Raw genomic sequence first — 25,978 nt, 5'->3', positions numbered from 1 at the left:
TCATTTTCTCAGATAATTCTACGTCCTTAAATTATAGCATAGGTTAAGACGCCACAGAGGTTTTAGAAAGTGTTTTAATGACCGCTTCAACATCACCCAAATCATTCATTAGTCCTGCGGGATTTTGTTGAGCTGCTCTAAGTTTAGTCATATAATCAACGACAATTGTCGAATCACTAACACTACTTGTGTCTTCAATTCGATAATAAAGATAGTGAATTGAATTAACTTTAGGTTCAAGGATAACACTTAGATACCACGTGTTATCTCCAATTACAATAGTTGTCGTTTCCTTAAAATGACCATATTCTTCTTGTAGTTTGCCTTGGATTTGTCCAATTTTAATTGGAATTGTGGCAGGCATTGGACCTCCAGAATACGCATCTGACGTATTTAGTTGTACCTTAGCACCACGTACTTTCGAATTTTTAAGATCAAATATAACTTTCATGTTTGATGCATCTTTTGACCCTTTTTTAATGGTCCAATCAGCGGGTGTTGCATAATTTTTATGCGGTAATATGGCATCACCGCCGACGACTATTTTTGCTTGGACTGGCAAGCCATTTGTTCCTGCGTTAATTTTATATTTTTGGGTTAATTTTATATTTTCTGTTGGTTGAATTTGACTAATTTCAGCCCAACTAACCGGTTGTGTCTCTTTAACTTGAATTAATGTTTTAAATCCTAAGATACCTAAAAAGACTACCATCAAAAAACCGATTGATATTAACACATTTTTCTTCATGCCAAAAACCTCCTAACCTGTTACGCCTCTATTATTAAAGCTTTTTCTCGTAGTATATCGCTAATATTATTGAAATGATTATTATATTCGTATATAAAAAGAAAAGTAGTGCACCAATCCATAATAACGTACTTACTTTTAGAAACGCCCACAAAATGATAAAACCAAACGCTAGAATTAAAATCATGCTATTCATAATTTTTCCAATCATTGCGTTCACAGACTGATCAATCAACTTATTTCGTTCATCCGCATTCTCCAGCTGTTCTTCTTTCAGTCCTTTTTTAGAAAAAGTTACATAAAATTGATAGGCCGCAATTCCAAATGATAAGACAACATTAATAAATGATCTAATCAATTTTGACCAATCAAAAGCATCTTTAAAATCTAAGTTCATTATCCAAATTGAGGCAATCCCCACAAACATAAAAAATAAACCCACAAAAAAATGTCGATAACTATAGATTTTCATTTTAATTCTCCTCCATCTCTAAGTTTTCCTTTAATTGAAATAACGATTCAATCTGGCAATCAAACAATAAACTCAAACGATAGGCCAACATTATGGATGGCTTATATTTACCTTTTTCAAGTGAGATAATTGTTCGACTAGAAACTTGAACTTTCTCAGCTAATTGTTCCTGTGTTAATTCAAGCTTAGTTCTGTATTCTTTAACTTTATTTTGCATGATGAACACCTTTCAGTATGAAATAAACTTCATGTGAAGCTAACTTCATAATACGGTGATTGTTTTCTTAAGTCAATTAAATAATCGTTGTACGATACTTATTTTTCGGCATCAAGCATATCAATATAAATTTTTATTTATTTATACTATAATTAAATAGAAATAGTTAACTTATTGAAAGTTTTAAGAGGAGGATTAAGCATATGGTTGAATCATACAGAAATTTCTGGGAAAATATTTTTAATTTTTCTGACACATCGAATAGATCAGACTATTGGTGGCCTACAGTTATTAATAGTATCTTAGGCGCAATTATTATTTATTTTTATACCTCACTTGTTGGTCATCCTATCGATTCGATTTATAATTTTAGTGAACTTACTTTTATGACAGGTCGAAATATTGTTATGTTTATCGTCTGGATTGCAAACTTTGCTGTTACAGTTCGTCGTTTACATGATACTGATCGTTCTGGTTGGTGGATTTTAATCCAATTCGTTCCATTAGTCGGTAGTATTTGGTTCTTTATTTTAATGGTTTTACCCGGAAAATCAAATCGCTGGGGTTAAGTTATACTTAGACTAGATTATTAATAAGAGGTGCTGATAAACATTATCAGTACCTCTTTTGTTTACGGAAAATTAAAAAGATAGAGCGGTAATCAACTAACTTGATTGCCGCTCTATCTTCATTTTTCAAAAAATAATCCACCTTGATTAACTAAAACATCTGATATAGGTGTCTCTATCCGTTGATTAAGCACCATCTTTTCCGTATCTGTTGCATATTTTTTAAAATTCATTGTTTGTAAATGAGCTTGGTAATCCTCATCACTTCGGTAAATTTCGACGAAAACCCATTGATTTAAGTTGCCATCTACAGAAGCAATGTATGTCACTAAGAGTCCTGCTTCATTTTCAAATGAACGCTTCATAGCACTCAATGAGGCTTCTCTAAATTCTTTAACCTTATTCGATTCTATTTCAATACTTGTTACTTTAAGTATTACTCTGACAGGCATCAATTCATGCAAGGCTGTTGTTTTTTCTAACAGTAGTTCTGGGGATAAATTAATCATCGATTTTTCAATTACTGCCTGAGATGCGATATTACTAAACATTTTAAATTGGGCAGAATTCGCATGTTTTTGATAGTGAACTTCGTCTTGATAAGATTCAATCACCATATTTTCAGTACCTGCTTCATCCAAATGTGCACTGTACATCGCTAAAGTTCCTTTTTCTTGCTGAATTGAAGTCGTTAAATTAACCATCCCTGCTTTTTCAAATCTTTCACGATCAGCTAGATTAATTTTAAGTTTGAATAGTCTTAACAATGGGGAATTCTTAAGTTTCATCATTTATTCACCCAATCCCATCAAACGATTATAATTTTCATAATTAATCAGGGCTCGATCCTCTTTCGAAAGATTTAGCTGATCTAAAGCCTCAATTATGGCATCAGTTGCTCCAGCTGGCGCAATTCCTAATGGTGCATCAGTTCCAAACAGTACGTGATTAACACCATAATAATCGATTGCTAACCCCAATGCTTTAGGATTGCCCAATAAAGCAGTATCTACATAGAAACGTTTAAAATCAGCTGCCTGTTCTGGTGATAGAATATGGTTAATTCGTTCAGCAAAATAAGGTACCATCGCTCCAGCATGATGGACAATTATTTTAAGTGTAGGATAGTCATTAAAAATTCCTGACTGTACTAATTGCAACATTGCTTGCGTTAGTTCATATTCCCAACTAAAAATAATATTATTATCTGGTTTTCGATCGTCAAAAATTGGGTGTAATAAAATTGGAATATTTAATTGTGCAGCCATTTCAAAAATAACCCGATATTCCTTTGCAGCAATACTTTTACCAAGGGCACGTGTAAATAATTGAATACCAACTAATTCTGGATTTTTCAGTACTTGTTCTTTTAGAATACGTATTGCTTCGTCAATATTATTTAGAGGCACCATTGCAATGCCCGCTTTAAATATGTCCGGATTTTGTTTAACCATTTCAATCATTTCATTATTAGCTTGCCAGCATAATACTGCTGCTTGTTCTGTCCCTACGTAGTCCTCAGGATTAACATTGACTGCTGAGATAACTTGTTGGACATTTTTATTCCGTGATAGTCGTCTTTGTTCAATATCAATCAATAAGGGATGTTTAATAAATGGCATTTTTTCAGGTAAATCTGGCTGAATAGCTAACATCTCGTTATAAAAATGTGGTGGTAAAACGTGTGCAAAAACATCAATACTTGTCATTAACTTTTCCCTCCTACAACCTAATTTAAGTTTCTTTAATTGAGCTGATTATCTACTACTAGGCAAAAATGCTAAAACAGCCTGCTCATTCCTCTCACCCAATATAAAATCTTTCTTATTTTAATGGTTCTAATTGTTTAATAACTTTGGCGGGTACGCCGCCCACTACTGTATTGTCAGGAACGTCTTTTGTAACCACTGCACCAGCTGCTACAATCACATTGTCCCCAATATGAACGCCACCAATAATCGTGACATTTCCACCTATCCACACATCGTTGCCAATTGTAATTGGTTTAGTATAGGTAATTAAATAACGACTACCATCTTGTCTTTTTCCAAAACGTTTTGTTGCGTCTAATGCATGTTCACCACAATATAACTTCGTATCTGGTGCGACAATGACACGATCTCCTAATGTGATTCTGTTTGAATCTTGAAATGTACAATTACCGTTAATAAAAACATCGTCACCAACAGTGATATGTTTACCATAAACTGTATTAAATTGACCATTAATAACGAGGCCTTTACCAACCTTTCCTAACAACTCGTGAATTGCTGCTGTTCTTTTCTCTAGGTCAGCTGTCGTATTAATCAGAGAAACTAATCTTTTTCCCGCCGCAATCATCCCCTGTAATTCTGGGTCGCGATAATCATAATCTTGACCTGCTAATAATTTTTCATGTTCAGTCATCATTTTGCCCCTCCATTCACTATTTAACGCTCTTTTCATCTCTAATAATTCAATTATATTATACTACTTAAATTAACTGAACTAAATTCAAAAGATTCGTTTCTGGTGATATTAAAAAAGAGTCAACCTAATTGTATTTACCCAATCAGGTTGAACCCTCTTACTTCACAATATTATTTTCAAACTTCTTCAACAACTGTTGTCGTTTTTCAAGTTTCATCCCTTGAACTGCAGCAAAGTTAAACCATTTCAACTGGTTAAACCCCATCTTCCGGAATGTTCCCCTAAATACCATTTTAGTCACAGGACTTCCAAAGATAGTTCGATAAATACAACCTGGTATTGACATGGTTGTAACCATTTTAACTTTCTTTAAATGAACCATCTCATTTTTAAATAATTTTTTATTTTCCTGCTCTGTATAAAGAATTCCTTTAGCAATAACTTTGTCAAAGAATCCCTTCATCATAGCTGGCATAGATTCCCACCAGATTGGAAAAATAAAGACAAGCTCATCTGCAGCCATGAGGCGTTCTTGATAATTTGCCGTCATAGAATCTGTTGGTATCTTCTTACGCCAAGATATTAGGTCTTCTTGGTGCATTACAGGATCAAACCCATCTTTATGCAAATCAATTACGTCCACAGTACAACCTTTTTTTTCATACGCTGCCTTAGCACTAACTAGTAATGCCGCTGAATAGCTCCTATTGTGCAATTCATTGTATCCAGCATTTGCAGTGTAGGGATGATCAAATATAATACAAATCTTTTTCATGTTCAATAACCTCATTTAATTAGTTTAATCAATTTTCCGACTTTTAGGACTTTATATAAAATACTTCAAGTGACATTTATCTTTCTTAATATAAGTGTTACATTTGTTACACTTATATTAATCATTCATCGCGTGATTTACAAGATACAAAATCGTGTTATTTGTTACACTTCAAGGAGATATAAAAAATGACGGAAAATAACCAAGCAAAATTAAGTAAAAATTTGATTATTGATTCTTTAATTGAATTATTAAAAATAAAATCTTATCAAGAAATCACAATAACTGAAATCACAAAAAAAGCCGGAGTTGCCCGGCTGACTTTTTATCGTAATTTTGAGAATAAGGACGCAATTTTACTAACTCGGTCTGATTACCTATTTGACCAGTTTTACGCTGAACTTAAATCTAATCAAGCAGAAATTAGTTTAAAAAATATTTTCAAGCTAGCTTTTAACTACTGGCATAATGATTCTGAATTTATGGATATTCTAATTAAAAATGATATTGTTTATTTATTGGAGGATTCCTTTTATACTTACTTTGAAAAAATCCTTAAAGACACGCCTAGTATCAGTCGACTAAATAATACTCAAAAAACGTTCATTCTTGGTGGCGTTTTACGAACGATGTTGCAATGGATTAGTAGTGGTAGTCCTGCTACAGCCGAAGAAGTTACTGCAGATATATTGGAACTGATTCAGTAAAGATGTGCTAGGTTTTAATGAACAATAAAAATAGCCCAGATATTTATCTGAGCTAAGTCTAACCCTCTATTTAAAAATCTTAGGACCCTTACGCATTTTAGTACGATCATTTCTAGCAGTAGCCTTCTTGTTGAAGTTTCCGCCATCAGTTTGTTTCTTTTTGATAATTTCTAACATTTTATCTCTATCAGTCTTTGCTTTATCAGCCATTAGTGTTTCCTCCTTGCTCTATTAATTAACAATTTCTTTCAAAGTTAAAGATTCATATTATGAATACATGCCTTCAAATAAAGTTGATCTTTTATTATTCAACTTACGTCGATTTTAATTCTGTATGCCTCACTAATCAGTATACAGTTAAAATAACTATGCTCTTAACAGTATATCATTACGACTCTCTTGATATCAATAGACGTATAAATTGGATACCTTAAATTAACCTTTCACTAATAATGTTCTATCTCAACGAATTTCGTTCCAACTTTTTCAACGAATTCTTTATCATGATCTATGATTACCATTGGTGGTTGAAAAGCCAGAATAACATCTTGAATTTGTTGACGCGTAATGACATCTAGATAATTAAGTGGCTCATCCCAAATATATATATTTGCTGGTTCAACCAACGAACGACTTAAAGCCAATTTTCTCTTTTGGCCCATGCTCATTTGACTGATATCTTTATCAAATTCATAACGTTCAAAACCAAGTTTTCTTAATGTATCCAACATTAAAGAATAAGAAACATTTTTTTCTGCAGCGAATTCTTGTAAAGAACCAGATAAGCCATCAAAACTTTGCGGTAACCAGCTCACTTTTAAAGGTGTTGCAAATTTGTATTGCCCTTGAAACTTTAATTGACCTAGTATAGCAGCGATAACACTCGACTTACCAGAACCATTTTCACCCTGAATAATAACGCGCTCTCCTGTCTTTAATTTAAAATCTATCGGTTTATTTACCGGCGAGTGTTTACGAAATGCTGATAAGCCAATTACTTCTAGTAACGTCTTATCTATCACTAATTTTTCAAAATTCAACGTTAAAGGATCTGCCACATCAATATTCTTAAGTAAAGATTTTTTCACTTCTACTGCTTTATCGGCACGTTTTTTAATACTTAGTGCTCGTTTCATAGATTTAGCTGACTTGTGGCTGATAAATCCTCTGTCTGTCGCACCAGATACTTTCGCCTCTGTCTGATTAGCCCAACCCGTTTTTTTCCGTGAAGCACCTTCTAATCGCTTAATATCACGTTGTAATTTTTCTTTTTCATTAAATTCCCAATTATTTCGTGCCGTATTTTCGTCAGCCCACGTATTATAATTACCCTTAAATTGGCTAATTTTAGCACGATCAATTGAAATGACGTGATCAATAATATTATTTAAAAAATAACGATCATGACTGATTAAGATAAACCCTTGTTTTTGTCTTAGATAATCAGAAATGATTTTTCGACCATTTTCATCTAGATGATTAGTTGGTTCATCTATTAATTGAAATTTACCTTCGCCAACAAATAAGCTAACTAATAATATCTTAGTTTGTTGTCCTGGACTTAATTGATTAAATGGTTCCGTCAATAATTTTTCAGATAATCCAAGCTTATCTAATTCGATTAAAATTTGCCACTGATCATAATCTTGTAAGTCTGTGATGCTCTTGATAACTAGCCATACTGACTCTTCTGGTTTAACAACCGGTTGAGGGAAATACTGAAATTCTAAATCTGTTCTAATTTTTCCTTGATACTGTAATTGATTTTGTAGAATTCTAAATAAAGTCGTTTTTCCGCGACCATTTCTACCAATTAGACCTAATTTCCAGCTAGCATCTAATTGTAAATCAACATTTTTAAAAATTGGTGCTAATTGTCCATCATATTGAAAACTTAATTGTTTAATTTGTATTGTTCCTATAGTGAGTACCTCATTTCTTTGTGAGGTCGACCGCTAAACTATCCATTTGATTCTACAAAAAAAGAGCATACAGTTATATGCTCTTCAATCGTTATCCATCAAAAAAAGTGGTTCTTTCAGATGTGAAAAAGAATTGATATTGCAAACCGTTTGAATAGTCCACATGCATAAAAAGACACACTTCGCCCCATGCTTAGTCGACAGTTATTCGATTAACGATTTGTATTTACCAATGCACTTCACACTCCCTGTTTATTAATTATTTACAGTTTACTATAGTTATGGTGGATAGGCAACCTAGTCAAATAAGATATCAAATTGATAGGCAATATCCTTCGTCGCATCAATTTGATAGTCATCCTCGACATCACTACCCCAACTATCAATACCGCCAACACCTCGAACGGCGCCTAGAATCGATAAAACGGTCCGATGTTCCGCTGGTAATTCACTATGATGTGTCGCATTTTCTAATTCTTCAGCTGTATAAGGTAAACAACTAAACGCAATTGGTTGATCAACCGCACTAAATGTTAATCCCGTTTCAGAGACCTGTTGCATACGATTATCCAAAACAGATTGTCGATATACAGTTACCCAATCATTTTGCATATGCACACCACAATCTTGCGGAACTAAGTATGGTGTCACTGGTAACCCTTGGACTTCATATTGGCCTGGAATTCCTCCGGCCATTCTATCTGGATAAGTTTCTCCCGATAATCCTTGGTAACAAAAACGAGTCGCTGGTGTGGGCATAATAAATCGCAACCCAAAAATAGGTAATGAGGGTAATTCAGCTTTTCCTTGATATGAAACTGCAACGTTCATTTTTCCAGTTGCTTCAACAGTATAAGTAACCGTCACTTGCGTTTGTGGCACGGTCAGTGTGTTATAAGTATAACTTATAGCCACTTTTTCAGCGACTTCATGGTTAGTGTAACGATTGTTTTCAGGTGCAATAGGTAACACAATTGGTTTATCATTAATGGCAACTTCAACTGATTGACAATCACTGAATTGATCAGCAGCCAACCACATCCCTGACTTTAGTGGAAACTGACTCCCCTGATCGTTATCCGTTGTTGCACGCCAAAAAGTCGGTTTTGGTGAGCGATAAAGCCACTCCTTACCTTGAATTCTAAAAGATTCTGGTCCACCCGTTTGATACGAGAAGATATAATGAAAATCATTTCCTTTTAACCCGAGTGTGACATCACCGTAAATGACAGTTAACTGCTTATTTATCTGTGCCATAATAGTATTTTACCTCCTGCATTGCTGGTTTTTCATTACGTGTGGCAAAAACGAGTCCATCACCCGAAAATGCATAATCAGATGGTCGATCATCAAAATCGCCACCATAACGCAACTCATTTTGACCTGTTACGGGATCTTCAACTAACAACGCCTGATCGATAAAGTCCCAGATGAAACCACCTTGATAGGATTCATATTGTTGTAATAAATCAATATATGATTTCATCCCACCTAATGAATTACCCATATCATGCATATACTCACACAAGATAAATGGTTTTTGTGGTGAATTCTCTAGATAATCTTTAATTTCGGCTGGTGTAGCATACATCCGACTTTCAACATCTGAAATGACATCTTTATATTCAGGTGCGCGGAAAACACCTTCATAATGAACTAATCGTGTCGAATCTTTTTGTTTATAATACTCATTCATTTTCTCTAAAACACTTCCGGCGTATGATTCGTTACCCAATGACCAAAATAAAACTGAGGGATGATTTTTAAATAATTCAAAATTACTTTTAGCACGGTCCAAAACGGCTGCCTCCCATTGATCTGATGAGCCAGGCACATTCCAAGACGGTTCAACTGCACCCATCTTCTGCCAAGAACCATGTGATTCTAAGTTGGTTTCAGCCATCATATAGATACCAGCCTGATCACAACGATTGTAAAAAGATAATCGATCTGGATAATGTGACGTCCGAACTGCGTTAATATTGTTGCGTTGCATACAGGCAACATCCCAAGCTTCATCATTATCTGAAATGGTTCTTCCTGTTTTAGGGTTCCACTCATGACGATTGACTCCATTAATAATTAATCGTTCACCATTTAATAACATCACGCGATTCTTAATCTCAATTTTGCGAAAACCAACTGACTGGTTAATAACTTCAATTAGTTGACCGTCTGTATCTAATATTTCTAGTTGTAATGTATATAAATAAGGACGGTCATTTTGCCAAGCAGTAACTGGCTGTGCTAAATTATAGTGCTTTTCAACATCTGACCCACTCATTAATTCATCACTAAATAACACCGCATCTTGGTCTTTAAACGTGACACGGACACGTTGTTCTGTCCCACTAAAATGAAGTTGTAAATCGACTTGTCCTGTTTTTTGTCCACTATCGTAATTAGGAATTACCCAAAAATCATCTAAATGTGTTGCAGGTTGTGCTAATAGTGTTACATCACGAAAAATTCCGAAGAAACGGAAAAAATCTTGATCTTCAATGAAGGCTGCAGAACTTCTTTTATGCACTTCAACTGCCAAACAATTATCCTTATCTTTTAAATAAGGTGTCAGATCAAATTCACTTGGTGTAAAACTATCTTCTGCGTATCCTATAAAATGTCCATTCAACCAGACATACATTGCCTGTTCGACACCTTCAAAACGGATAATAACGCGTTTATTTTGAAGAGTTGGCTCTAAGTCAAAATGGTTTAAATAAGAACCTACTGGATTATATTCTGCCTCACTAAACATTCCAGCATACTGATTTAAATCAGTATCTGAAAAAGCAGGTCGTCTGTATTCATGTCCTTCCCACGGATACATCGTATTAATATAATGTAATTGTTCATACCCTGATAATTCAATATGTTGTGGTACTGGAATTGTCTCAAATTGTTCTGCATCAAAGTCAGTCTGATAAAATTTTTTTGGTCGACTCGCTGCATTAATACTGTAATTAAATTGCCACATTCCATTCAAAGATTGTTCAAATGAACTTTTTTGTTGTAACATTTCTGCTTGAGTTGCATAGTACTTATGATCACTATGAGCTGGTAACTGTCCAACACGAAAAACGGTTGGTGTATCTAGCCATTCAATTTTTGGTGTCATTTATTTGCCTCCGTTTTTATATAAAAGCGTTTTCGTAATTAAGTATATGTTTTCTTTTGGGTGATGTCAAAAAGAGCTATGACCAATACCCCAATCGTTAAATTTTTTTACTTTAACGATTGGGGTATTGGTCATAGCTCTCCATTTATTAAATTATTTGCTTAAATTATTTCATCATTTGAAGTTCTATTGTATATAAATTTTTCCCATTATTTGTTGCATCGTAGACACTATAAGCATACTTTTTCCCATTGATAGTAACGGGTACAATTTGATATTGTTGATTAATTGGATTGACAATAAGCCCGCTTTTTATTGGATTACCAAAAATGATATTAAACGTCTGTAGTTGTTCGCTAGTCACATACTTTATTGTTAACGAATCGTTGTTGTTTACTTTAATTTCTGCTGCCATTTTTTATTCGTCCCTTCAAATTAATTTAACCAAACATCTTTTTAAAAAGATGCAGATGTTATATTTTTTTTAACATACTGTATTTCATTTAATAATTCTTTCAAGTCTACCTAAAGAAATATTAAATTCACATTTTCAGCCAATTGTTTTGTATCATATTTTTAATCTTCAGAATTTAGCAAAAAATTATTTCCTAATAAAATGGAAACCATCTAAAAATATTAATATATAAATGATATTAATATTTTTAGAATTAGCTTACTTTATAAGCTTTCTTAGGACCTAGTTTCTTACATTATAATATATACTTTTCCTATCACTAACCACTTACTTCATATATCCTAAAGACCTATATATTTTAGAAGTAACTCGGACAAATTACTACCCCGGTCTTCAATTTCCTGTTTACTCCAAACATCTTCTAAGTTATAAGCAGGTTCTAATTCATTCAAAACAGATAATTTTTCTGTCTCTAAACCATTTTTTATGGCAGTCTCTTCATTCTTCACCATGGTTCTGGTAACCATAAATTCACTTTTCTCGTAGATATTCCTCTTCTCACTTATAGCTTTAATGCCTGCAGAAGTATTTTCGTCAGTATATAACAACGTTAAATTACCCATTCTATTTAAATATTGTTTAAACTCCTCCTCACCGCTAAAACCATATTCTTCATAATTAGATATTTCAGTTTTTTCTGCTAAAATATGTTCTTTTGATATTTTTTTATTTGGTTTTACAATTAAATTATTCTTATTACAATATAATTCAATAAATTTTAATATTGTTGTAGGTTTTCCTGAAGACTTATTAAAATTATATTTCTTTATTATATTCGGTAATTTCTGTCTAGACGTCTCAGCTTCTCCTCTAACAATATCTAATAATTTGTCTTTTTTTTCTTTTAGATCTTTCACTTTAGAGATTCCTTTTATAACAGATGGAAGTGCTTTTTCAACTATATTAGTCTGTGTTAATGAGAATACAATCGTTGCTCCATATTTAACACATATATCAACTACTTCTTCTTTTATGGGTTTATCAGCATCATAGAATTGCATCAATATTGGATGTAGTTGTTTCATTCCCAATATTTTAAATATAATATACATATTATTATTCTCAGATAAAAAATCATTATGTAAAGGATCATTTTCAATACTGGTATATATGTGTGCGTTACTCTTCATATTTTGAGACAATCTCAAAATATCATTACTAGAAAGCTTATTTTCTTTTTTAAAGAAATCAAATAACTTATCCTGCTTAATATTTTTAGAGTAATTTGCCACGATAAAATGCTTCATAAATGTTGATGACTTAATTTTCTTTTTTTCAGATATTGTTAATTCCTCAATGAATCCATTCCAGTTAGAATTAAAATTTTTAGTTTCTTCTTCACTAAAACCATCTAATCGTAATTGCTTTAAAAATGTATTTTTGACTAGATCCATAGGTTCTAACGAACGACCTCTATCATTCAAAACTTCAAATAATTGGAATGCTTTACCTTCCGAAGGTGCGATAGTTACAATCAATTTAACCTTAGTCTTAATATAGACAATGAATTTTGTTAATTGCTCATTTGTCAGTTCAGATAAACGCTCAGTAATCGTATCATAAACATCTAATATATTTTTATCTGATTCCATTTCAAGATCATTCGTGTCTCTAGAATCTCTAATTATTTTTCTGTAGTACTCCCCAAAAGACAGACCTTCAGCATGTTTTATCCTAAGTCCCTTAAATTTAAATTCCTCATCACTTAATTGAAAACCCGATTCTAGATTACCAATTCTCTTCACCCACTGGTCTCTCTCTCCATTTTCAGCTTCATCTAATATGACAGAAATTCTTTGATATAAAGCCTTAAATAGTAATGTTATTGTAGTAAGCCTTTGCTGACCATCTATAACTAGGTACTCATTACTATTACTCTCTATTAGAACTATATTTCCTAAAAGATAGCCTTGCAGGTCACTATTTGATTTTGAAAAAGATTCCGTATCCTCTGAAAAATCATTAAACAGATCCTCTACTTCATCCCGTCCCCAAATAAAATTTCTTTGAAAATCAGGGATTACATATGTTTTAGTCCCCTCTAAAAGTACTTGATTTAAAGTTTCCATTTCCGATTTTATCTCTTCCAAATTCATCTTCTCCCTTATTATTCGATCATTGAATTCCTATTCATTATATTCTACTATCAATGGCATTTCAACCTTACCTTATTTCTTACAGTGCCCATTTCTATATGTCTCTCATCTTCTTAATAACAACCGAACATGCCACTGGTCATGGTATTAATATCTTTAATAAACTGACAAAAAATAATTATCCTTTAAAACGTTTTCACTTCATATAATTTATATCATTAGACAACATTTTATTAACTTGAACGTTTAACATATACTCACAACTAATATCACATATCGTGTTATAACCTAATATAAACAGTTAGTAAGGACTAGCCCCCTTTAAACATATATATCCTAAAGCAGATATTTTATTTTCAAATCTACTCATATTTTTCTATCAACTCTTCTTAAATTACCTGGTATCTTTTCCATCATTATGGCATGTCATAAGTGTCAATATTTTTATATTTTGGAATATCAATAATATTTGCACCTTTTACCTACCTATACAACTTGCATTTAAACGTGAGTATTTAAATCATTATCTAAATTAATTTTTAGTCCCAGTTTTCAGTACCAGTTTTTAGTACGTTCATTAAATTCTTTATCGTACGATTTGCAAACAATTTTTCGCCTTTTTAAATCTTTGCCGTAATCCTATCTGGCTAACACCAATTATTTTTAGAAACTTTGTTATTGCGCTATGCTTTCCTTGACTAATATCTTTGATTGCTTGGTATGATACTCGACTTTGTTTATTCACTCCTTTCGCTGAAGTTCCAGCCATTTTTCATAAAGTCCTCACATTATTTTTGGTCTTCCAGTGGACTTTATCGCTCGCGAATATTTAAATTTGCTTTATCTAAAATAGTTAGTTCTGATTGATCTTTACAATGACCACGATTATCAATAAATGCTTTATAGCCACCTTGTTGCGCTTTATGAACCCAAGAACGTGCTTGTTAGGTTAAAAACACCGAAGAGTTCTGAAGTTTGGTTTTAACTATGATTATCATAAAAGGGATCATAACACTTGTTGGTTTTGGATTTAGAAAATTTCGTAGGATCTGAACTAAAATATTTTATACGTTTAAACTTCATAATATTATGCACCAACAACAGTTGCAATAGAACCGCAATGAAACAAAAAAAGCACTTCACAAATTGCTTTGTGAAGTGCTTCAAAATATCGATATAAATATATATTAACGTTTTGAGAATTGGCTTGCTTTACGAGCTTTCTTAAGACCTGGTTTCTTACGTTCTTTCATACGAGGATCACGAGTAAGTAATCCTGCAGATTTAAGAGCAGCACGGAAATCTGGATCTACTGTAAGTAATGCGCGAGCAATACCATGGCGAACTGCGCCAGCTTGACCTGAGAAGCCACCACCATTAGCGTTAACTAAAACATCATAACTACCTAATGTTTCTGTAGCGTTAAATGGTTGTAAGACTACTTCACGTAAGTTAGCAAATGGAATGTAATCTTCAATTGCTTTGTTGTTGATAGTAATTTTACCAGTACCTGGTACTAAACGTACGCGAGCTACTGAGTTTTTACGACGACCTGTTCCTGAATATACGACTTGAGCCATTTCAATTGCCTCCTTAAATTAAGTTTGTAATATCTAAAGTTTCTGGTTGTTGTGCTTGTTGATCATGTTCTGCACCACGATATACGTGTAATTTCAATGCTTGTTCTTTACCAAGAGTACCTTTTGGAAGCATACCTTTAACAGAGAAAGCAATCAATTTTTCAGGATCGTTGGCACGGAAATCACCAGCAGTACGAGTTTTTAAACCACCTGGATGATCTGTATGATGTTGGTATAATTTTCTGTCAGCTTTGTGACCAGTTAAACCAACCTTTTCTGCATTGATAACAATAACGTTATCACCAGTATCCACATTAGGTGTGAATGTTGGTTTGTTTTTACCGCGTAAGATAGAAGCAACGACAGTTGATAAGCGACCTAAAGAAATATCAGTTGCATCAATAACATACCATTTACGTTCTATTTCGCCTTTTTTTGCTAAATAAGTTGTACGCACGATTGTTTCCTCCGTTTTTTCATGTTGTTTGTTTGACACTCAAATAAGTTTCCGGGGCCTATCAGTGGGGCAAACAATACCATTTATAATATTAACTATTAAAAGTCAATTTGTCAATCTAATTTATGGGCATCCCACAAATAAATAACACCTTTTCAGATTTAAAATTGTCTTAGTATTCATATTGTCAATACCTTCTATATTACCCTAATTCGTCCGGATAATAAACCTTTTTTAAATATAATCCACTCGCCGGAGCTGTTTCTCGGGCTTGTTGTCGATCCTTTACTTCATATAACCGTAAAATATCATGAACCGGACGCCGGCCGTTCCCTATTTCTAGGAGTGTAGCGACTAAAATCCGGACCATATTGTACAGAAAGCCATTTCCATAAAACTCAAAAATAATTTCATGGTTTTCTTTATCTTCTCTCACGGTTGCCTCATAAATCGTCCGAACGTGATCTGTAACCTGGCTACCTGCCGCCACGAAACTAGAAAAATCATGTTCGCCAACTAAATCAGGTAATGCTTCTTCAATTTTGGCGATATCTATCTTGTATTTATAATGACCCGTGTAGAAGCGTTTAAATGGATCAGTAAATTCACCTTGAGAAACACGATACATATAACGTTTACCGTGCGTACTATAGCGTGAATGGAAATCATCACTGACAAGTTCGGCCTTTTTAACTTGAACATCCAGTGGCAATAAACTGTTCAATGCTCTCATCATGCTAGTTTCTGGAATTTCATGCATGAAGTCAAAATGAAAAACCTGTCCCAAGGCATGAACACCAGCATCTGTTCGGCCTGAACCATAAATTCTAACTGGTACTTCTGATTTACTCATAATTGTTACTGCTTTTTCTAAGACAGATTCAACTGTTCGTTGATTTGGCTGCCTCTGAAACCCTGCAAAAGCTGCGCCATCATAAGCAACGGTAATTTTAAAACGTACTGACATATTTATTCATCCTTAATTTTTGAGGTAGACTAATGCAACGGTAACGACAGCGAATAAAACAAAAGCTAACGTATCAGCCGTCCGCCATTTTAAAATACGATATTTTGTTCGACCTTCTCCACCCTGGTAACCACGAGATTCCATGGCAATCGCTAAATCTTCGGCACGATTGAACGAACTGACAAATAATGGAATTAACAACGGGATAATTGATTGCATTTGTTTAATTAACGACCCTTGCCCGAAGTTCACACCTCGAGCTCGTTGAGCGTTCATAATTTTTTCTGTTTCATCCATCAATGTTGGGACAAACCGTAACGCGATTGATAACATTAACGCAATTTCATAAACTGGAAATTTGATTGCTTTAAGTGGTTTCAATAAAGATTCAATCGCATCTGCTAGCTGGAGTGGTGCCGTTGACAGCGTCAATAACGTTGACATAAAAATAATTAAAATGAATCGACAAAAAATATATAATCCATTTGTCACACCAAATTGAGAAATTTTAAAAATCCCCCAATGCCAATACATTTGGCCACCACTTGAAAATAGCATTTGCAAAGCAACCGTAAAGATAATCAACCAAATTAATGGCCGGACACCTTTTAAAAAGAAACTCATATTAATTTTTGACGCTAAAATACAACCTAACGTAAAAACTAAAAGCATGGAAAAACTTTGCCAATTATTTGCCATAAAGATTATTCCGACAAAATAAAAACTCAAAACTAATTTAGCACGCGGATCCATGCGGTGAACGAGTGAATCACCCGCTATGTAACGTCCAAAAATCAACTTATTCATTAGCGTCAGGACCTCCATTTTGGCTTAGTAGCGTGACAAGGTCGTCGGCTAATTCATTTTCTGTTAAAGGCATCTCCTTGAATTCAAAGCCTTTTTCAATTAATTTTTTTGAAAATAATGTTGTTGTTGGCACGTTCAAATGATTACTTAATAAGAACTCTGGATCAGCGAAAACTTCTCTTGGTGTACCCGATTTAATAATCGTTCCTTTTGACATGATAATAGCGTGATTCGCATAATTCGCCACATCGTCCATTTGATGCGTCACGAGAATAATCGTCAAATTTTGTTCACGATGAAGTTCTTCGAACATTGCCATCATATCAACACGACCTTTAGGATCCAATCCTGCTGTTGGTTCGTCTAAAACCAGGATTTTAGGTTCCATAGCAAGAATTCCAGCGATTGCTACGCGACGCATTTGTCCACCAGAGAGGTCAAATGGTGATTGCTGATAGATGTTCTCTGGTAACCCAACTAATTTCAACATTTTTGTCGCTATTTTCTCAGCTTCTTCATTTGTTTTACCAAAGTTTTTTGGCGCAAATGCCACATCTTTAATAACCGTTTCTTCAAACAGTTGTGCTTCGGGAAATTGAAAAACAATCCCAACTTGTTTTCGTAAATCATTTAACGTTTTATTGGCCGTTTCTGGGGTAATAATTTGATTACCAATTGTAATTTTACCTTCAGTTGGTTTTAATAGGCCATTTAAATGTTGTAATAGGGTCGATTTACCAGAACCTGTATGTCCAACAATTGCTGTAAATGAGCCGTCCTCAATTTCAAGATTGATATTATGTAGCGCCCGACTTTCAAAAGGTGTCCCTTTTTGGTAGGTAAAGGCTACTTCGTTGAATTTAATTGCCATAACCAATCTACCATACCTTCCTCTGTCATATAGTCGTCCGGAACTTCAAAATGACGTTTTTTAAGTGCAACTTTTAAGCGTTCTGGATATGGAATATCTAATCCCATATCTACTAATTGTTCGCCAAGTGCAAAAATTTCGGCAGGTGTGCCTTCTTTTACCAGCTGTCCTTTGTCCATCACCATAATTTTATCAGCACTTGCTGCTTCATTAATATCATGTGTGATTGAAATAATTGTTAGTCCACGTTCTTCTTTGAGTTGATGTATTAGGCTCAAAACTTCGTCACGACCTTCTGGATCCAACATGCTAGTTGATTCATCCAAGATGATAACTTCTGGCCTTAGAGCGACAATTCCAGCGATTGCGACACGTTGTTTCTGTCCCCCAGATAGTCTAGCTGGTTCCTTGGCCGCAAACTCCCACATATCCACACGTTCAAGCGCATCTTTAACCCGCTCCTGCATTTCTTTACGTTCTATTCCATTGTTTTCAAGTCCAAATGCAACGTCATCTTCAACAGTTGCTCCCACAAACTGGTTATCTGGGTTTTGAAAAACGATGCCAATCTTACGACGAATATCCCAGACCGTTTCTGTTGATAAAATAAGTCCGTCTACTGTGATTTCGCCTGATTGAGGCGCTAGTAAGCCATTAATATTTTTAGATAATGTACTTTTCCCACTACCGTTATGACCAATAATTGCAACCCAGTCACCTTTTTCAATCGTAAAGGACACATCTTTGAGTGCCATTTCGTTCATTTCTTTTTGTGCTTCATATTGATAATTTAAATGATCAACTTTAATTAATTCAGTCATTGTTACTGTCCTCACAATTCACAAGATAACTTACGTTTTGCATTATATCACAGGCTAAAATGAACTCAGTGTATTTATACTTTTACTCTTTAACGCTGTCCTATCTATACAACATATATCTAAAATGCATTTTTTGTACTTTTAAGCTCTTAGTTAACAATAAACAGCCATTTAGTCATACCTTTATCTGTTGCGCTAAGAACTGCATTTTAAGCTAAATTTCTCGTACCATTTGATAATTAACTAAATTTTGTTGATGTCGATAATTATCTTGTCTTTTTATAATTTTAAACCCACAATGTTCAAAAAAAGAGACAGCAGTTATTGAAGCCTCTACCGTTTGTACATTTATTTGTAATTCATTCCTTTGGTAATTTGTTAATTCTGTTAAAATAAGCGCTCCGATATGCTGTCGAATCATAGAACTCTCTACGAACAGCATATCAATATGTCCTGTTACTTCAAGGTTACCAAATCCTATGACCTTTAAATCTTTGATGGCAAGTAGCGTAAATGATTCACTTAATCGTCTATGCCATGTGTTCAAATTTGGATTATTCTGCACCCACTCATTAATTTCTAGTTGTGAATAATCTTGTTGGTTAATCTCTTGAATTGTTTGGTTGAATAATGTCGTTATTTCCGATAAATATTTTCTATCATAACGGTAAAGTTGTATTGAACTTTGTGTCATCACATTACCCCCTGAGCAGATTAAGAATACTATTATCATACTAGGTTTTAGCACATAAAAAAAGGGTTCTGAACACATTATTAAAATGTGTTCAGAACCCTTTTTACAGACCTCATTAGACAATAAAAAATCACTATGAAGGATGACCGGCAAATCACAAATGTGAAGAACCTTCAAACTAGACTAAGATTACTCCATCATCATAACGTTTGTTTTTAATCATCAATCAAAGTGAAAAATTATCTGTTAACGAATTATACTAATTCAATAATAACCATTTGTGCGGCATCGCCACGACGAGGCATTGTTTTCATAGTTCTAGTGTATCCACCATTACGTTCAGCGTAACGAGGAGCTACATCAGAAAATAATTTTTGTAATGCTGATTGAACAGTGACATCGTCACCATCTTCTTTCACGTCAGCAACTGTGTTTCTTACGAAAGCAGCAGCACGACGACGTGAAGCTAAATCACCACGTTTACCTAAAGAAATCATTTTATCGGCAGATTTGCGTACTTCTTTAGCGCGAGCTTCAGTAGTCACAATTCGTTCGTTGATAATAAGACTTGTTGTTAAATCACGTAACATTGCTTTACGTTGAGAACTTGTACGTCCTAATTTGCGGTAACTCATGAATAGTTTCCCTCCCTCTATATAATATTAGTCATCATGACGTAATGATAAATCAAGCGCAGCTAATTTAGCTTTAACTTCTTCCAATGATTTACGGCCTAAGTTACGGACTTTCATCATGTCAGCTTCGGATTTATTCGTTAATTCTTGAACCGTGTTGATTCCAGCACGTTTCAAACAATTGTATGAACGAACTGATAAATCAAGTTCTTCAATCGTCATTTCGAGCATTTTTTCTTTATGTGTTTCTTCTTTTTCAACCATAATTTCAGCATTTTTAGCTTCATCGGTTAAATCAACAAATAAAGTCAAATGCTCAGTTAAAATTTTAGCCGACAAACTAATGGCTTCGCTTGGTGTAATTGAACCATTAGTCCAAACATCAAGTGTCAATTTGTCATAATCATCTTTTTGACCAACACGTGTTTTTTCTACTTGGTAGTTCACACGTTCGATTGGGGTATAAATGGAGTCAATTGGTAATACGCCAATTGGCATATCTTCCGCTTTGTTTTGATCAGCAGATACGTATCCACGACCATTGCTAGCGTTCATGCGAACATGAAAAGATGCACCTTCTGCGACTGTACAAATGTACAAGTCGGGATTTAATACTTCAACATCACTGTTTACAATGATGTCACCGGCAGTAACCTCTGCGGGACCTTTCACATCAATTTCGATGGATTGGTCTTCATCAGCAGCTAACTTCAAAGCAACTTTCTTAATATTCAAGATAATTTGAGTAACATCTTCCAATACGCCTTCAATAGTTGAAAACTCATGTAAAACACCATCAATTTGAATATTAGTAATAGATGCGCCTGGTAAGGAAGATAATAGAATCCGACGAAGTGAATTACCTAATGTCGTACCATAACCGCGTTCAAGTGGTTCTACAACAAATTTACCATAGTTAGGACTTTCATCTATCTTATGAATATTTGGTTTTTCAAATTCAATCATTCTTATCTTTACCCCTTTCAAAACGTAACGTGTAATCTAGTGAAAACATTATGAAGTTCAACTCCGTAATGAATATTAATCCACGTTAAACACGACGGCGTTTTGGAGGACGACATCCATTATGAGGCACTGGAGTAACATCGCGAATTGCTGTTACTTCAAGACCAGTAGTTTGTAAAGCACGGATTGCGGCTTCACGGCCAGAACCAGGTCCTTTAACTGCTACTTCAACAGTCTTCATACCATTTTCCATTGAGCCTTTAGCTGCAGCTTCTGCTGCCATTTGTGCTGCGAATGGTGTAGATTTACGACTACCTCTAAAACCTAATGCACCAGCTGATGACCATGCAACGGCGTTACCGTTAACATCAGTAATCATAACAAGTGTATTGTTAAAAGTAGAATGAATATGTGCAACACCGGCTTCAATATGTTTTTTAACACGGCGTTTGCGAGAAACTTTCTTAGTTGCCATAAATAGTATTACCTCCTTAATCTAGTAATTATTTCTTGCGGCCTGCAATTGATGTAGCTGGGCCTTTACGTGTACGAGCGTTGTTTTTCGTGTTTTGTCCACGAACTGGTAAACCACGACGATGACGCATGCCTCGGTACGTTCCAATTTCTTGGAGACGTTTAATGTTTAAACTGATTTCGCGACGTAAGTCACCTTCAATTTTAAATTGATCAACAACTTTACGGATTGCATCCTCTTGGTCAGTTGTTAAATCACGAGTTCTAATATCTTCTGATACTTCTGCTTCTACCAAGATCTTAGCAGCAGTTGTATTACCGATTCCATAAATGTAAGTTAATGCTACCACGATTCTTTTATCACGTGGAATATCAATACCTGCAATACGAGCCATAACAATTACACCTCCTAATTTTTATTATCCTTGACGTTGTTTATGTTTTGGATTTGCGCTACAAATGATCATAACTCGACCTTTGCGCTTGATAACTTTACAATGTTCACACATTGGTTTTACTGATGGTCTTACTTTCATTGAATTATACCTCCTAAAAGTTTTTGAAGTACAATCTATTTAAAGCGATAAGTAATACGACCCTTACTTAAATCGTAAGGAGACATTTCAACCGTCACTTTATCACCAGGTAAAATACGAATATAATTCTTACGAATTTTACCAGAGACATGAGCTAAAATTTCATGATCATTTTCAAGTACTACTCGAAAAGTCGCATTGGGTAACGTTTCACGGACCGTACCCTCAATCTCAATTACTTCTTCTTTCGCCACGTAAATGTACCTCCTTAAAATCGTGTTTTAACTTTACATGTAAAAATGGCGAGAATTAGACACTCTCACCCGTTCTTATCAGGATATTATTACAAATATCCTCCTGAAAAGATAAACCGGAATTATTCTATCATACCGCTATCTCAGATGCAAGTTAGCCACTCCGGCACAATTACTTTGCAGCGGAATACTCAGATTACTTGAGATTGTTTAAAATCGTTTCAATATCTGCAAATACATCTTCAATATCGCGGTTACCATCTACTGTATACAATAGATGACGTTGTTCGTAAAAATCTAATAACGGTGTATTCATTTTGATGTTAACTTCTAAACGATTTTTAACCGTTTCAAGTTTGTCATCTTCACGTTGATAAAATTCATGTTGCCCACAGCGATCACAAGTTCCTTCAACCTTTGTGGGGTTGAAGATTTTGTGATATGTAGCTCCACAATTACGACAAATGTAACGACCAGTTAAACGTTCGATTAGAGATTCAGGATCAACATGAATGTTAATGACTGCGTTAAGAGGTTTTCCAAGGTCCTTACCGATTTCGTCCAAGGCAACAGCTTGTGCCATATTTCTTGGAAACCCATCAAGCATGTAGCCATCTTGAATATCATCTTCAGCTAATCGTTCTTTGACAATGCCATTTGTGACTTCATCAGGAACAAGGTCACCACGATCGATATACTTTTTAGCTTCAAGTCCCATTGGTGTTTCATTTTTCATTGCTGCACGGAAGATGTCTCCCGTAGAGATATGAGCGATGTGGAAAGTGTCGACAATCTTTTCAGCTTGTGTTCCCTTACCTGCACCAGGTAAACCCATTAACATCAGGTTCATTTTAGTCATGAATATCCTCCTAATATGAGAAATGGTTAGGCATCAGCCTAACCTAATTCTCAGTTTAAAATTTGTTTTTTATCGATTATCTAATGAATCCGACGTACTTACGTTTCATCATCATACCCTCTAATTGACGAATAGTTTCAAGAGCAACCCCAACGACAATCAGCAGACTAGTACCACCCAAACCAACTGATTCATCTAATCCGAACAAACTTGATGCTAATAATGGAATTAAAGCAACAAATCCTAAGAATAATGAACCAACAGTACTTAAACGCATTAATAATTTTGAAACATATTTTTCTGTTGCTTTACCAGGCCAAACACTTGGAATATAACTTCCTTGTTTTTGTAAATTCTCTGAGAGTTTCTCAGGATTTACCTGTACGAAAGCGTAGAAGAATGTGAACAAGACAATCAATACGGTATATAGGATGGCTCCGTATGTTGTTTGCATGTTGAAAACTTGACTTAATACTTTATACCAAGTCGTGTCCCCTTGTGAGCTTTGGAATGCCAAAAGCACAGTTTGGGGTGTTGCAATGAACGAACTCGCAAAAATAACGGGGATAACACCCGCAACGTTTACCTTGAGTGGCAGATATGAACTATCTGTCGCACCAGCAACACGTCTTGTGTATTGAATTGGAATCTTATAGTTAGCTTGTTGAACATATGTTACAAAAGTTACGATTGCAAAAATAATAACGAGCAAGATAACTATGAACAAGATGCCCCCCCAAAGATCACCTTTATCAGCTTGGAAAATTTGTTCGTTAAAGATCTGTTTAATGCCACCCGGAATACGAGAAACGATACCTGCCATGATTAACATGGAAACACCATTCCCAATACCACGTTCAGTAATCATATCACCTAACCAAGTCGTAAACATTGTTCCGGCTGTTAAAATAACGCCCAAAACAACATATGTTTGCGTACTTGGATTGTTAACCAAACCTAGACTACTTAATGAGTCTAACCCTGCGGTAATACCTACAGATTGAACAAATGCTAAAACAATTGTTAGGTAACGTGTAGCTTGATTCAATTTACGACGACCAACTTCACCTTGCTTACTCCATTCTACAAAACGAGGAACAATGTCCATTTGTAGTAATTGAATAACAATTTGAGCTGTAATGTAGGGTGAAACCCCCATTGCGAAAATTGAGTAATTAGTTAACCCACCACCACTAAAAGTGTTAAGAAGACTAACTAAGTTACTACTTGTTGCACTAGCAATTGCAGCATGGTTAATTCCAGGAACTGTTATAAAAGTACCTAAGCGAAAGACAATTAAAACGCATAAAGTGAAAAAAATCTTTTGACGGATTTCTTTCACAGCTAATGCATTTTTCATCACTTTAAGCATTAGATCACCTCTGTTTGACCACCGGCAGCTTCAATAGCTTCTTTAGCAGCAGCTGAGAATTTACCTGCTTTAACAGATAATTTCTTGTTAAGTTCGCCGGAAGCTAAAATTTTAATTCCTGATTTTTCGTTCTTAACAATACCTGATTCAACAAGTAATGCTGGTGTTACTTCAGCACCGTTTTCGAATTTGTTTAAGCTATCTAAATTGACAACTGCATATTCTTTACGGTTGAAGTTGTTAAATCCACGTTTTGGCATACGACGGAATAAAGGCATTTGTCCACCTTCAAAACCTAAACGTACTTTACTACGGGCTTTTTGGCCTTTTTGACCACGTCCAGAAGTTTTACCATTACCAGAAGATGTTCCACGTCCGACACGGTTACGTACTGAGCGAGAACCTTCACTTGGTTTTAATTCATGTAATTTCATAGGGTTGGCACCTCCTTATTTTAAACTGCAAACAAGATGTTGATGTTATTTAACTTCTTCAACGTCCACTAAATGAGAAATCTTGGCGATAACGCCTCGTGTTACTGCGTCATTAGGACGAATAACAGAGCTGCTAATACGGTGTAAACCGAAAGCTTTAACGATTTCGCGTTGATTTTGAGGACGTCCGATGACACTGCGTTTTAATGTAATTTTTAAATCTGTCATGTTTTAGTCCTCCTAGTCAGCTAAGTGTTGAATAGAAACGCCACGTAATGCAGCAACTTCTTCAGCACTCTTCATTTTCTTTAAACCATCCATTGTTGCGCGAACAACGTTGATTGGTGTATTTGAGCCTAATGATTTACTTGTTACATCTGCTACTCCAGCAAGTTCCATAACGGCACGAACTGAACCACCAGCGGCAACTCCAGAACCTTCAACAGCTGGTTTAAGCATAATGCGTCCACCACTGTATTGACCGAGAACTTCGTGAGGAAGTGTCGTACCGACCATAGGTACTTCAATCAAGTTCTTTTTAGCATCTTCAACTGCTTTACGAATTGCTTCAGGAACTTCTTGAGCTTTACCTGTACCGAAGCCTACATGACCATTGTGATCACCGACGATAACTAATGCAGCAAAACGTAGACGACGTCCACCTTTTACAACTTTAGTAACACGGTTAATCGCAACAACACGATCTTCTAAATCTAAATGAGTTGGATCAATGAAAGTCATAA

33 protein-coding genes are annotated in these 25,978 nt (G+C 34.8%); 2 read left to right on the top strand and 31 right to left on the bottom strand.

What is annotated here, in order from left to right:
* Window positions 1-43: 43 nt before the first annotated feature.
* The 3 genes from ACE83Q_RS07285 to ACE83Q_RS07275 are packed head-to-tail and all read right to left on the bottom strand — an operon-like array spanning window position 44 to window position 1,437.
* Window positions 44-748 (bottom strand): hypothetical protein, encoded by a 705-nt coding sequence (locus ACE83Q_RS07285; RefSeq protein WP_409022052.1) that lies wholly within the window; start codon window positions 746-748, stop codon window positions 44-46.
* Window positions 749-782: 34 nt separating this feature from the next.
* A complete protein-coding gene (locus ACE83Q_RS07280; protein WP_409022051.1) occupies window positions 783-1,220 on the bottom strand; it encodes a hypothetical protein in 438 nt (145 codons plus the stop codon).
* A 1-nt stretch (window position 1,221) separates the two neighbouring features.
* A complete protein-coding gene (locus ACE83Q_RS07275) occupies window positions 1,222-1,437 on the bottom strand; it encodes a helix-turn-helix transcriptional regulator (protein WP_409022050.1) in 216 nt (71 codons plus the stop codon).
* Window positions 1,438-1,640: 203 nt separating this feature from the next.
* Between ACE83Q_RS07275 and ACE83Q_RS07270 the strand changes: the two genes are divergently transcribed.
* The gene (locus tag ACE83Q_RS07270) at window positions 1,641-2,006 is read left to right on the top strand and encodes a DUF805 domain-containing protein (RefSeq protein WP_409022049.1); all 366 of its coding nucleotides are present in this window, start codon (window positions 1,641-1,643) and stop codon (window positions 2,004-2,006) included.
* Between the two features lie 119 nt (window positions 2,007-2,125).
* On the opposite strand, the gene ACE83Q_RS07265 is transcribed toward ACE83Q_RS07270, so the two are convergent.
* The 4 genes from ACE83Q_RS07265 to ACE83Q_RS07250 form a co-directional block, all read right to left on the bottom strand.
* Entirely contained in the window at window positions 2,126-2,797 is a 672-nt protein-coding gene (locus ACE83Q_RS07265; protein ID WP_409022048.1) for a putative quinol monooxygenase, read from the bottom strand.
* Window positions 2,798-3,715 carry an amidohydrolase family protein gene (locus ACE83Q_RS07260; protein ID WP_409022047.1) on the bottom strand — a complete coding sequence of 306 codons (918 nt, stop codon included), beginning with the start codon at window positions 3,713-3,715 and terminating at the stop codon, window positions 2,798-2,800. It abuts the gene before it with no gap.
* Window positions 3,716-3,830: 115 nt separating this feature from the next.
* Window positions 3,831-4,415, bottom strand: coding sequence for a sugar O-acetyltransferase (locus ACE83Q_RS07255; protein WP_409022046.1), 585 nt, complete (start codon window positions 4,413-4,415; stop codon window positions 3,831-3,833).
* 157 nt (window positions 4,416-4,572) lie between these two features.
* Entirely contained in the window at window positions 4,573-5,190 is a 618-nt protein-coding gene (locus ACE83Q_RS07250) for an NAD(P)H-dependent oxidoreductase (RefSeq protein ID WP_409022045.1), read from the bottom strand.
* A 188-nt stretch (window positions 5,191-5,378) separates the two neighbouring features.
* On the opposite strand from ACE83Q_RS07250, the gene ACE83Q_RS07245 reads away from it, so the two are divergent.
* Window positions 5,379-5,897, top strand: a complete 519-nt coding sequence (locus tag ACE83Q_RS07245) for a TetR/AcrR family transcriptional regulator (RefSeq protein WP_409022044.1) — start codon at window positions 5,379-5,381, stop codon at window positions 5,895-5,897.
* A gap of 66 nt (window positions 5,898-5,963) precedes the next feature.
* Here ACE83Q_RS07245 and ACE83Q_RS07240 read toward each other — a convergent pair whose 3' ends face one another.
* The 24 genes from ACE83Q_RS07240 to rpsE form a co-directional block, all read right to left on the bottom strand.
* Entirely contained in the window at window positions 5,964-6,107 is a 144-nt protein-coding gene (locus tag ACE83Q_RS07240) for a hypothetical protein (protein ID WP_409022043.1), read from the bottom strand.
* 236 nt (window positions 6,108-6,343) lie between these two features.
* The gene (gene abc-f, locus ACE83Q_RS07235) at window positions 6,344-7,804 is read right to left on the bottom strand and encodes a ribosomal protection-like ABC-F family protein (RefSeq protein WP_409022835.1); all 1,461 of its coding nucleotides are present in this window, start codon (window positions 7,802-7,804) and stop codon (window positions 6,344-6,346) included.
* Window positions 7,805-8,116: 312 nt separating this feature from the next.
* A complete protein-coding gene (locus ACE83Q_RS07230; RefSeq protein ID WP_409022042.1) occupies window positions 8,117-9,076 on the bottom strand; it encodes a beta-galactosidase small subunit in 960 nt (319 codons plus the stop codon).
* Window positions 9,060-10,937, bottom strand: a complete 1,878-nt coding sequence (locus ACE83Q_RS07225) for a glycoside hydrolase family 2 TIM barrel-domain containing protein (protein WP_409022041.1) — start codon at window positions 10,935-10,937, stop codon at window positions 9,060-9,062. Before ACE83Q_RS07225 ends, ACE83Q_RS07230 begins: the two co-directional genes overlap by 17 nt.
* A gap of 166 nt (window positions 10,938-11,103) precedes the next feature.
* A complete protein-coding gene (locus tag ACE83Q_RS07220; protein ID WP_409022040.1) occupies window positions 11,104-11,352 on the bottom strand; it encodes a hypothetical protein in 249 nt (82 codons plus the stop codon).
* A 341-nt stretch (window positions 11,353-11,693) separates the two neighbouring features.
* Window positions 11,694-13,502 (bottom strand): DUF262 domain-containing protein, encoded by a 1,809-nt coding sequence (locus ACE83Q_RS07215; protein WP_409022039.1) that lies wholly within the window; start codon window positions 13,500-13,502, stop codon window positions 11,694-11,696.
* A 1,193-nt stretch (window positions 13,503-14,695) separates the two neighbouring features.
* The gene (gene rpsI / locus ACE83Q_RS07210) at window positions 14,696-15,088 is read right to left on the bottom strand and encodes a 30S ribosomal protein S9 (protein WP_409022038.1); all 393 of its coding nucleotides are present in this window, start codon (window positions 15,086-15,088) and stop codon (window positions 14,696-14,698) included.
* Between the two features lie 13 nt (window positions 15,089-15,101).
* Window positions 15,102-15,545 carry a 50S ribosomal protein L13 gene (gene rplM, locus ACE83Q_RS07205; protein WP_057974611.1) on the bottom strand — a complete coding sequence of 148 codons (444 nt, stop codon included), beginning with the start codon at window positions 15,543-15,545 and terminating at the stop codon, window positions 15,102-15,104.
* A 202-nt stretch (window positions 15,546-15,747) separates the two neighbouring features.
* Window positions 15,748-16,512, bottom strand: a complete 765-nt coding sequence (gene truA, locus ACE83Q_RS07200) for a tRNA pseudouridine(38-40) synthase TruA (protein WP_409022037.1) — start codon at window positions 16,510-16,512, stop codon at window positions 15,748-15,750.
* Window positions 16,513-16,524: 12 nt separating this feature from the next.
* The gene (locus ACE83Q_RS07195; RefSeq protein WP_409022035.1) at window positions 16,525-17,319 is read right to left on the bottom strand and encodes an energy-coupling factor transporter transmembrane component T family protein; all 795 of its coding nucleotides are present in this window, start codon (window positions 17,317-17,319) and stop codon (window positions 16,525-16,527) included.
* On the bottom strand, window positions 17,312-18,190 hold the full coding sequence (locus ACE83Q_RS07190; RefSeq protein WP_409022834.1) for an energy-coupling factor ABC transporter ATP-binding protein: 879 nt from the start codon (window positions 18,188-18,190) through the stop codon (window positions 17,312-17,314). Before ACE83Q_RS07190 ends, ACE83Q_RS07195 begins: the two co-directional genes overlap by 8 nt.
* A complete protein-coding gene (locus tag ACE83Q_RS07185; protein WP_409022034.1) occupies window positions 18,166-19,011 on the bottom strand; it encodes an energy-coupling factor ABC transporter ATP-binding protein in 846 nt (281 codons plus the stop codon). The genes ACE83Q_RS07190 and ACE83Q_RS07185 overlap by 25 nt, the downstream gene beginning before the upstream one ends.
* 214 nt (window positions 19,012-19,225) lie before the next feature.
* On the bottom strand, window positions 19,226-19,705 hold the full coding sequence (locus ACE83Q_RS07180) for a GNAT family N-acetyltransferase (RefSeq protein WP_409022033.1): 480 nt from the start codon (window positions 19,703-19,705) through the stop codon (window positions 19,226-19,228).
* 254 nt (window positions 19,706-19,959) lie between these two features.
* Entirely contained in the window at window positions 19,960-20,340 is a 381-nt protein-coding gene (gene rplQ, locus ACE83Q_RS07175) for a 50S ribosomal protein L17 (RefSeq protein ID WP_057974617.1), read from the bottom strand.
* A 27-nt stretch (window positions 20,341-20,367) separates the two neighbouring features.
* A complete protein-coding gene (locus ACE83Q_RS07170) occupies window positions 20,368-21,306 on the bottom strand; it encodes a DNA-directed RNA polymerase subunit alpha (RefSeq protein ID WP_409022032.1) in 939 nt (312 codons plus the stop codon).
* Between the two features lie 85 nt (window positions 21,307-21,391).
* Window positions 21,392-21,781, bottom strand: a complete 390-nt coding sequence (rpsK, locus tag ACE83Q_RS07165) for a 30S ribosomal protein S11 (RefSeq protein WP_057974619.1) — start codon at window positions 21,779-21,781, stop codon at window positions 21,392-21,394.
* Window positions 21,782-21,809: 28 nt separating this feature from the next.
* The gene (gene rpsM / locus ACE83Q_RS07160; RefSeq protein ID WP_057974620.1) at window positions 21,810-22,175 is read right to left on the bottom strand and encodes a 30S ribosomal protein S13; all 366 of its coding nucleotides are present in this window, start codon (window positions 22,173-22,175) and stop codon (window positions 21,810-21,812) included.
* Window positions 22,176-22,199: 24 nt separating this feature from the next.
* Window positions 22,200-22,316: a 50S ribosomal protein L36 gene (gene rpmJ / locus ACE83Q_RS07155; RefSeq protein ID WP_057756760.1), complete on the bottom strand. Its 117-nt coding sequence runs from the start codon at window positions 22,314-22,316 to the stop codon at window positions 22,200-22,202.
* A gap of 35 nt (window positions 22,317-22,351) precedes the next feature.
* Window positions 22,352-22,570 carry a translation initiation factor IF-1 gene (infA, locus tag ACE83Q_RS07150; protein WP_057974621.1) on the bottom strand — a complete coding sequence of 73 codons (219 nt, stop codon included), beginning with the start codon at window positions 22,568-22,570 and terminating at the stop codon, window positions 22,352-22,354.
* 196 nt (window positions 22,571-22,766) lie between these two features.
* Window positions 22,767-23,429, bottom strand: coding sequence for an adenylate kinase (locus ACE83Q_RS07145; protein ID WP_409022031.1), 663 nt, complete (start codon window positions 23,427-23,429; stop codon window positions 22,767-22,769).
* A gap of 76 nt (window positions 23,430-23,505) precedes the next feature.
* Window positions 23,506-24,801, bottom strand: a complete 1,296-nt coding sequence (secY, locus tag ACE83Q_RS07140; protein WP_409022030.1) for a preprotein translocase subunit SecY — start codon at window positions 24,799-24,801, stop codon at window positions 23,506-23,508.
* Complete coding sequence (rplO, locus tag ACE83Q_RS07135; RefSeq protein WP_409022029.1) at window positions 24,801-25,235, bottom strand: 50S ribosomal protein L15; 435 nt, start codon at window positions 25,233-25,235, stop codon at window positions 24,801-24,803. Before rplO ends, secY begins: the two co-directional genes overlap by 1 nt.
* A gap of 45 nt (window positions 25,236-25,280) precedes the next feature.
* Window positions 25,281-25,463, bottom strand: coding sequence for a 50S ribosomal protein L30 (rpmD, locus tag ACE83Q_RS07130; RefSeq protein WP_057974624.1), 183 nt, complete (start codon window positions 25,461-25,463; stop codon window positions 25,281-25,283).
* 12 nt (window positions 25,464-25,475) lie between these two features.
* Entirely contained in the window at window positions 25,476-25,976 is a 501-nt protein-coding gene (gene rpsE, locus ACE83Q_RS07125; protein ID WP_409022028.1) for a 30S ribosomal protein S5, read from the bottom strand.
* Window positions 25,977-25,978 lie beyond the last annotated feature (2 nt).

This window comes from Dellaglioa kimchii (assembly GCF_046115505.1).
GTDB lineage: Bacteria > Bacillota > Bacilli > Lactobacillales > Lactobacillaceae > Dellaglioa > Dellaglioa kimchii.
The sequence above is the reverse complement of the archived record's forward strand: the minus strand, read 5'-3'. Positions and strand labels throughout refer to the sequence as shown.

Excerpts from the sequence above, each read along its gene's own strand:
- ACE83Q_RS07280 (WP_409022051.1), bottom strand. The coding sequence starts at position 1,220 with ATGAAAATCTATAGTTATCGACATTTTTTTGTGGGTTTATTTTTTATG.
- secY (WP_409022030.1), bottom strand. The coding sequence starts at position 24,801 with ATGCTTAAAGTGATGAAAAATGCATTAGCTGTGAAAGAAATCCGTCAA.
- ACE83Q_RS07260 (WP_409022047.1), bottom strand. The coding sequence starts at position 3,715 with ATGACAAGTATTGATGTTTTTGCACACGTTTTACCACCACATTTTTAT.
- ACE83Q_RS07220 (WP_409022040.1), bottom strand. The coding sequence starts at position 11,352 with ATGGCAGCAGAAATTAAAGTAAACAACAACGATTCGTTAACAATAAAG.
- ACE83Q_RS07195 (WP_409022035.1), bottom strand. The coding sequence starts at position 17,319 with ATGAATAAGTTGATTTTTGGACGTTACATAGCGGGTGATTCACTCGTT.
- rpsE (WP_409022028.1), bottom strand. The coding sequence starts at position 25,976 with ATGACTTTCATTGATCCAACTCATTTAGATTTAGAAGATCGTGTTGTT.
- rpmJ (WP_057756760.1), bottom strand. The coding sequence starts at position 22,316 with ATGAAAGTAAGACCATCAGTAAAACCAATGTGTGAACATTGTAAAGTT.
- ACE83Q_RS07225 (WP_409022041.1), bottom strand. The coding sequence starts at position 10,937 with ATGACACCAAAAATTGAATGGCTAGATACACCAACCGTTTTTCGTGTT.
- ACE83Q_RS07255 (WP_409022046.1), bottom strand. The coding sequence starts at position 4,415 with ATGATGACTGAACATGAAAAATTATTAGCAGGTCAAGATTATGATTAT.
- ACE83Q_RS07250 (WP_409022045.1), bottom strand. The coding sequence starts at position 5,190 with ATGAAAAAGATTTGTATTATATTTGATCATCCCTACACTGCAAATGCT.
- ACE83Q_RS07185 (WP_409022034.1), bottom strand. The coding sequence starts at position 19,011 with ATGACTGAATTAATTAAAGTTGATCATTTAAATTATCAATATGAAGCA.
- ACE83Q_RS07245 (WP_409022044.1), top strand. The coding sequence starts at position 5,379 with ATGACGGAAAATAACCAAGCAAAATTAAGTAAAAATTTGATTATTGAT.
- rpmD (WP_057974624.1), bottom strand. The coding sequence starts at position 25,463 with ATGACAGATTTAAAAATTACATTAAAACGCAGTGTCATCGGACGTCCT.
- rpsK (WP_057974619.1), bottom strand. The coding sequence starts at position 21,781 with ATGGCAACTAAGAAAGTTTCTCGCAAACGCCGTGTTAAAAAACATATT.
- ACE83Q_RS07285 (WP_409022052.1), bottom strand. The coding sequence starts at position 748 with ATGAAGAAAAATGTGTTAATATCAATCGGTTTTTTGATGGTAGTCTTT.
- rplO (WP_409022029.1), bottom strand. The coding sequence starts at position 25,235 with ATGAAATTACATGAATTAAAACCAAGTGAAGGTTCTCGCTCAGTACGT.
- ACE83Q_RS07145 (WP_409022031.1), bottom strand. The coding sequence starts at position 23,429 with ATGACTAAAATGAACCTGATGTTAATGGGTTTACCTGGTGCAGGTAAG.
- ACE83Q_RS07170 (WP_409022032.1), bottom strand. The coding sequence starts at position 21,306 with ATGATTGAATTTGAAAAACCAAATATTCATAAGATAGATGAAAGTCCT.
- ACE83Q_RS07270 (WP_409022049.1), top strand. The coding sequence starts at position 1,641 with ATGGTTGAATCATACAGAAATTTCTGGGAAAATATTTTTAATTTTTCT.
- truA (WP_409022037.1), bottom strand. The coding sequence starts at position 16,512 with ATGTCAGTACGTTTTAAAATTACCGTTGCTTATGATGGCGCAGCTTTT.
- rpsM (WP_057974620.1), bottom strand. The coding sequence starts at position 22,175 with ATGGCTCGTATTGCAGGTATTGATATTCCACGTGATAAAAGAATCGTG.
- ACE83Q_RS07265 (WP_409022048.1), bottom strand. The coding sequence starts at position 2,797 with ATGATGAAACTTAAGAATTCCCCATTGTTAAGACTATTCAAACTTAAA.
- ACE83Q_RS07190 (WP_409022834.1), bottom strand. The coding sequence starts at position 18,190 with ATGGCAATTAAATTCAACGAAGTAGCCTTTACCTACCAAAAAGGGACA.
- ACE83Q_RS07240 (WP_409022043.1), bottom strand. The coding sequence starts at position 6,107 with ATGGCTGATAAAGCAAAGACTGATAGAGATAAAATGTTAGAAATTATC.
- rpsI (WP_409022038.1), bottom strand. The coding sequence starts at position 15,088 with ATGGCTCAAGTCGTATATTCAGGAACAGGTCGTCGTAAAAACTCAGTA.
- ACE83Q_RS07230 (WP_409022042.1), bottom strand. The coding sequence starts at position 9,076 with ATGGCACAGATAAATAAGCAGTTAACTGTCATTTACGGTGATGTCACA.
- rplQ (WP_057974617.1), bottom strand. The coding sequence starts at position 20,340 with ATGAGTTACCGCAAATTAGGACGTACAAGTTCTCAACGTAAAGCAATG.
- ACE83Q_RS07180 (WP_409022033.1), bottom strand. The coding sequence starts at position 19,705 with ATGACACAAAGTTCAATACAACTTTACCGTTATGATAGAAAATATTTA.
- ACE83Q_RS07275 (WP_409022050.1), bottom strand. The coding sequence starts at position 1,437 with ATGCAAAATAAAGTTAAAGAATACAGAACTAAGCTTGAATTAACACAG.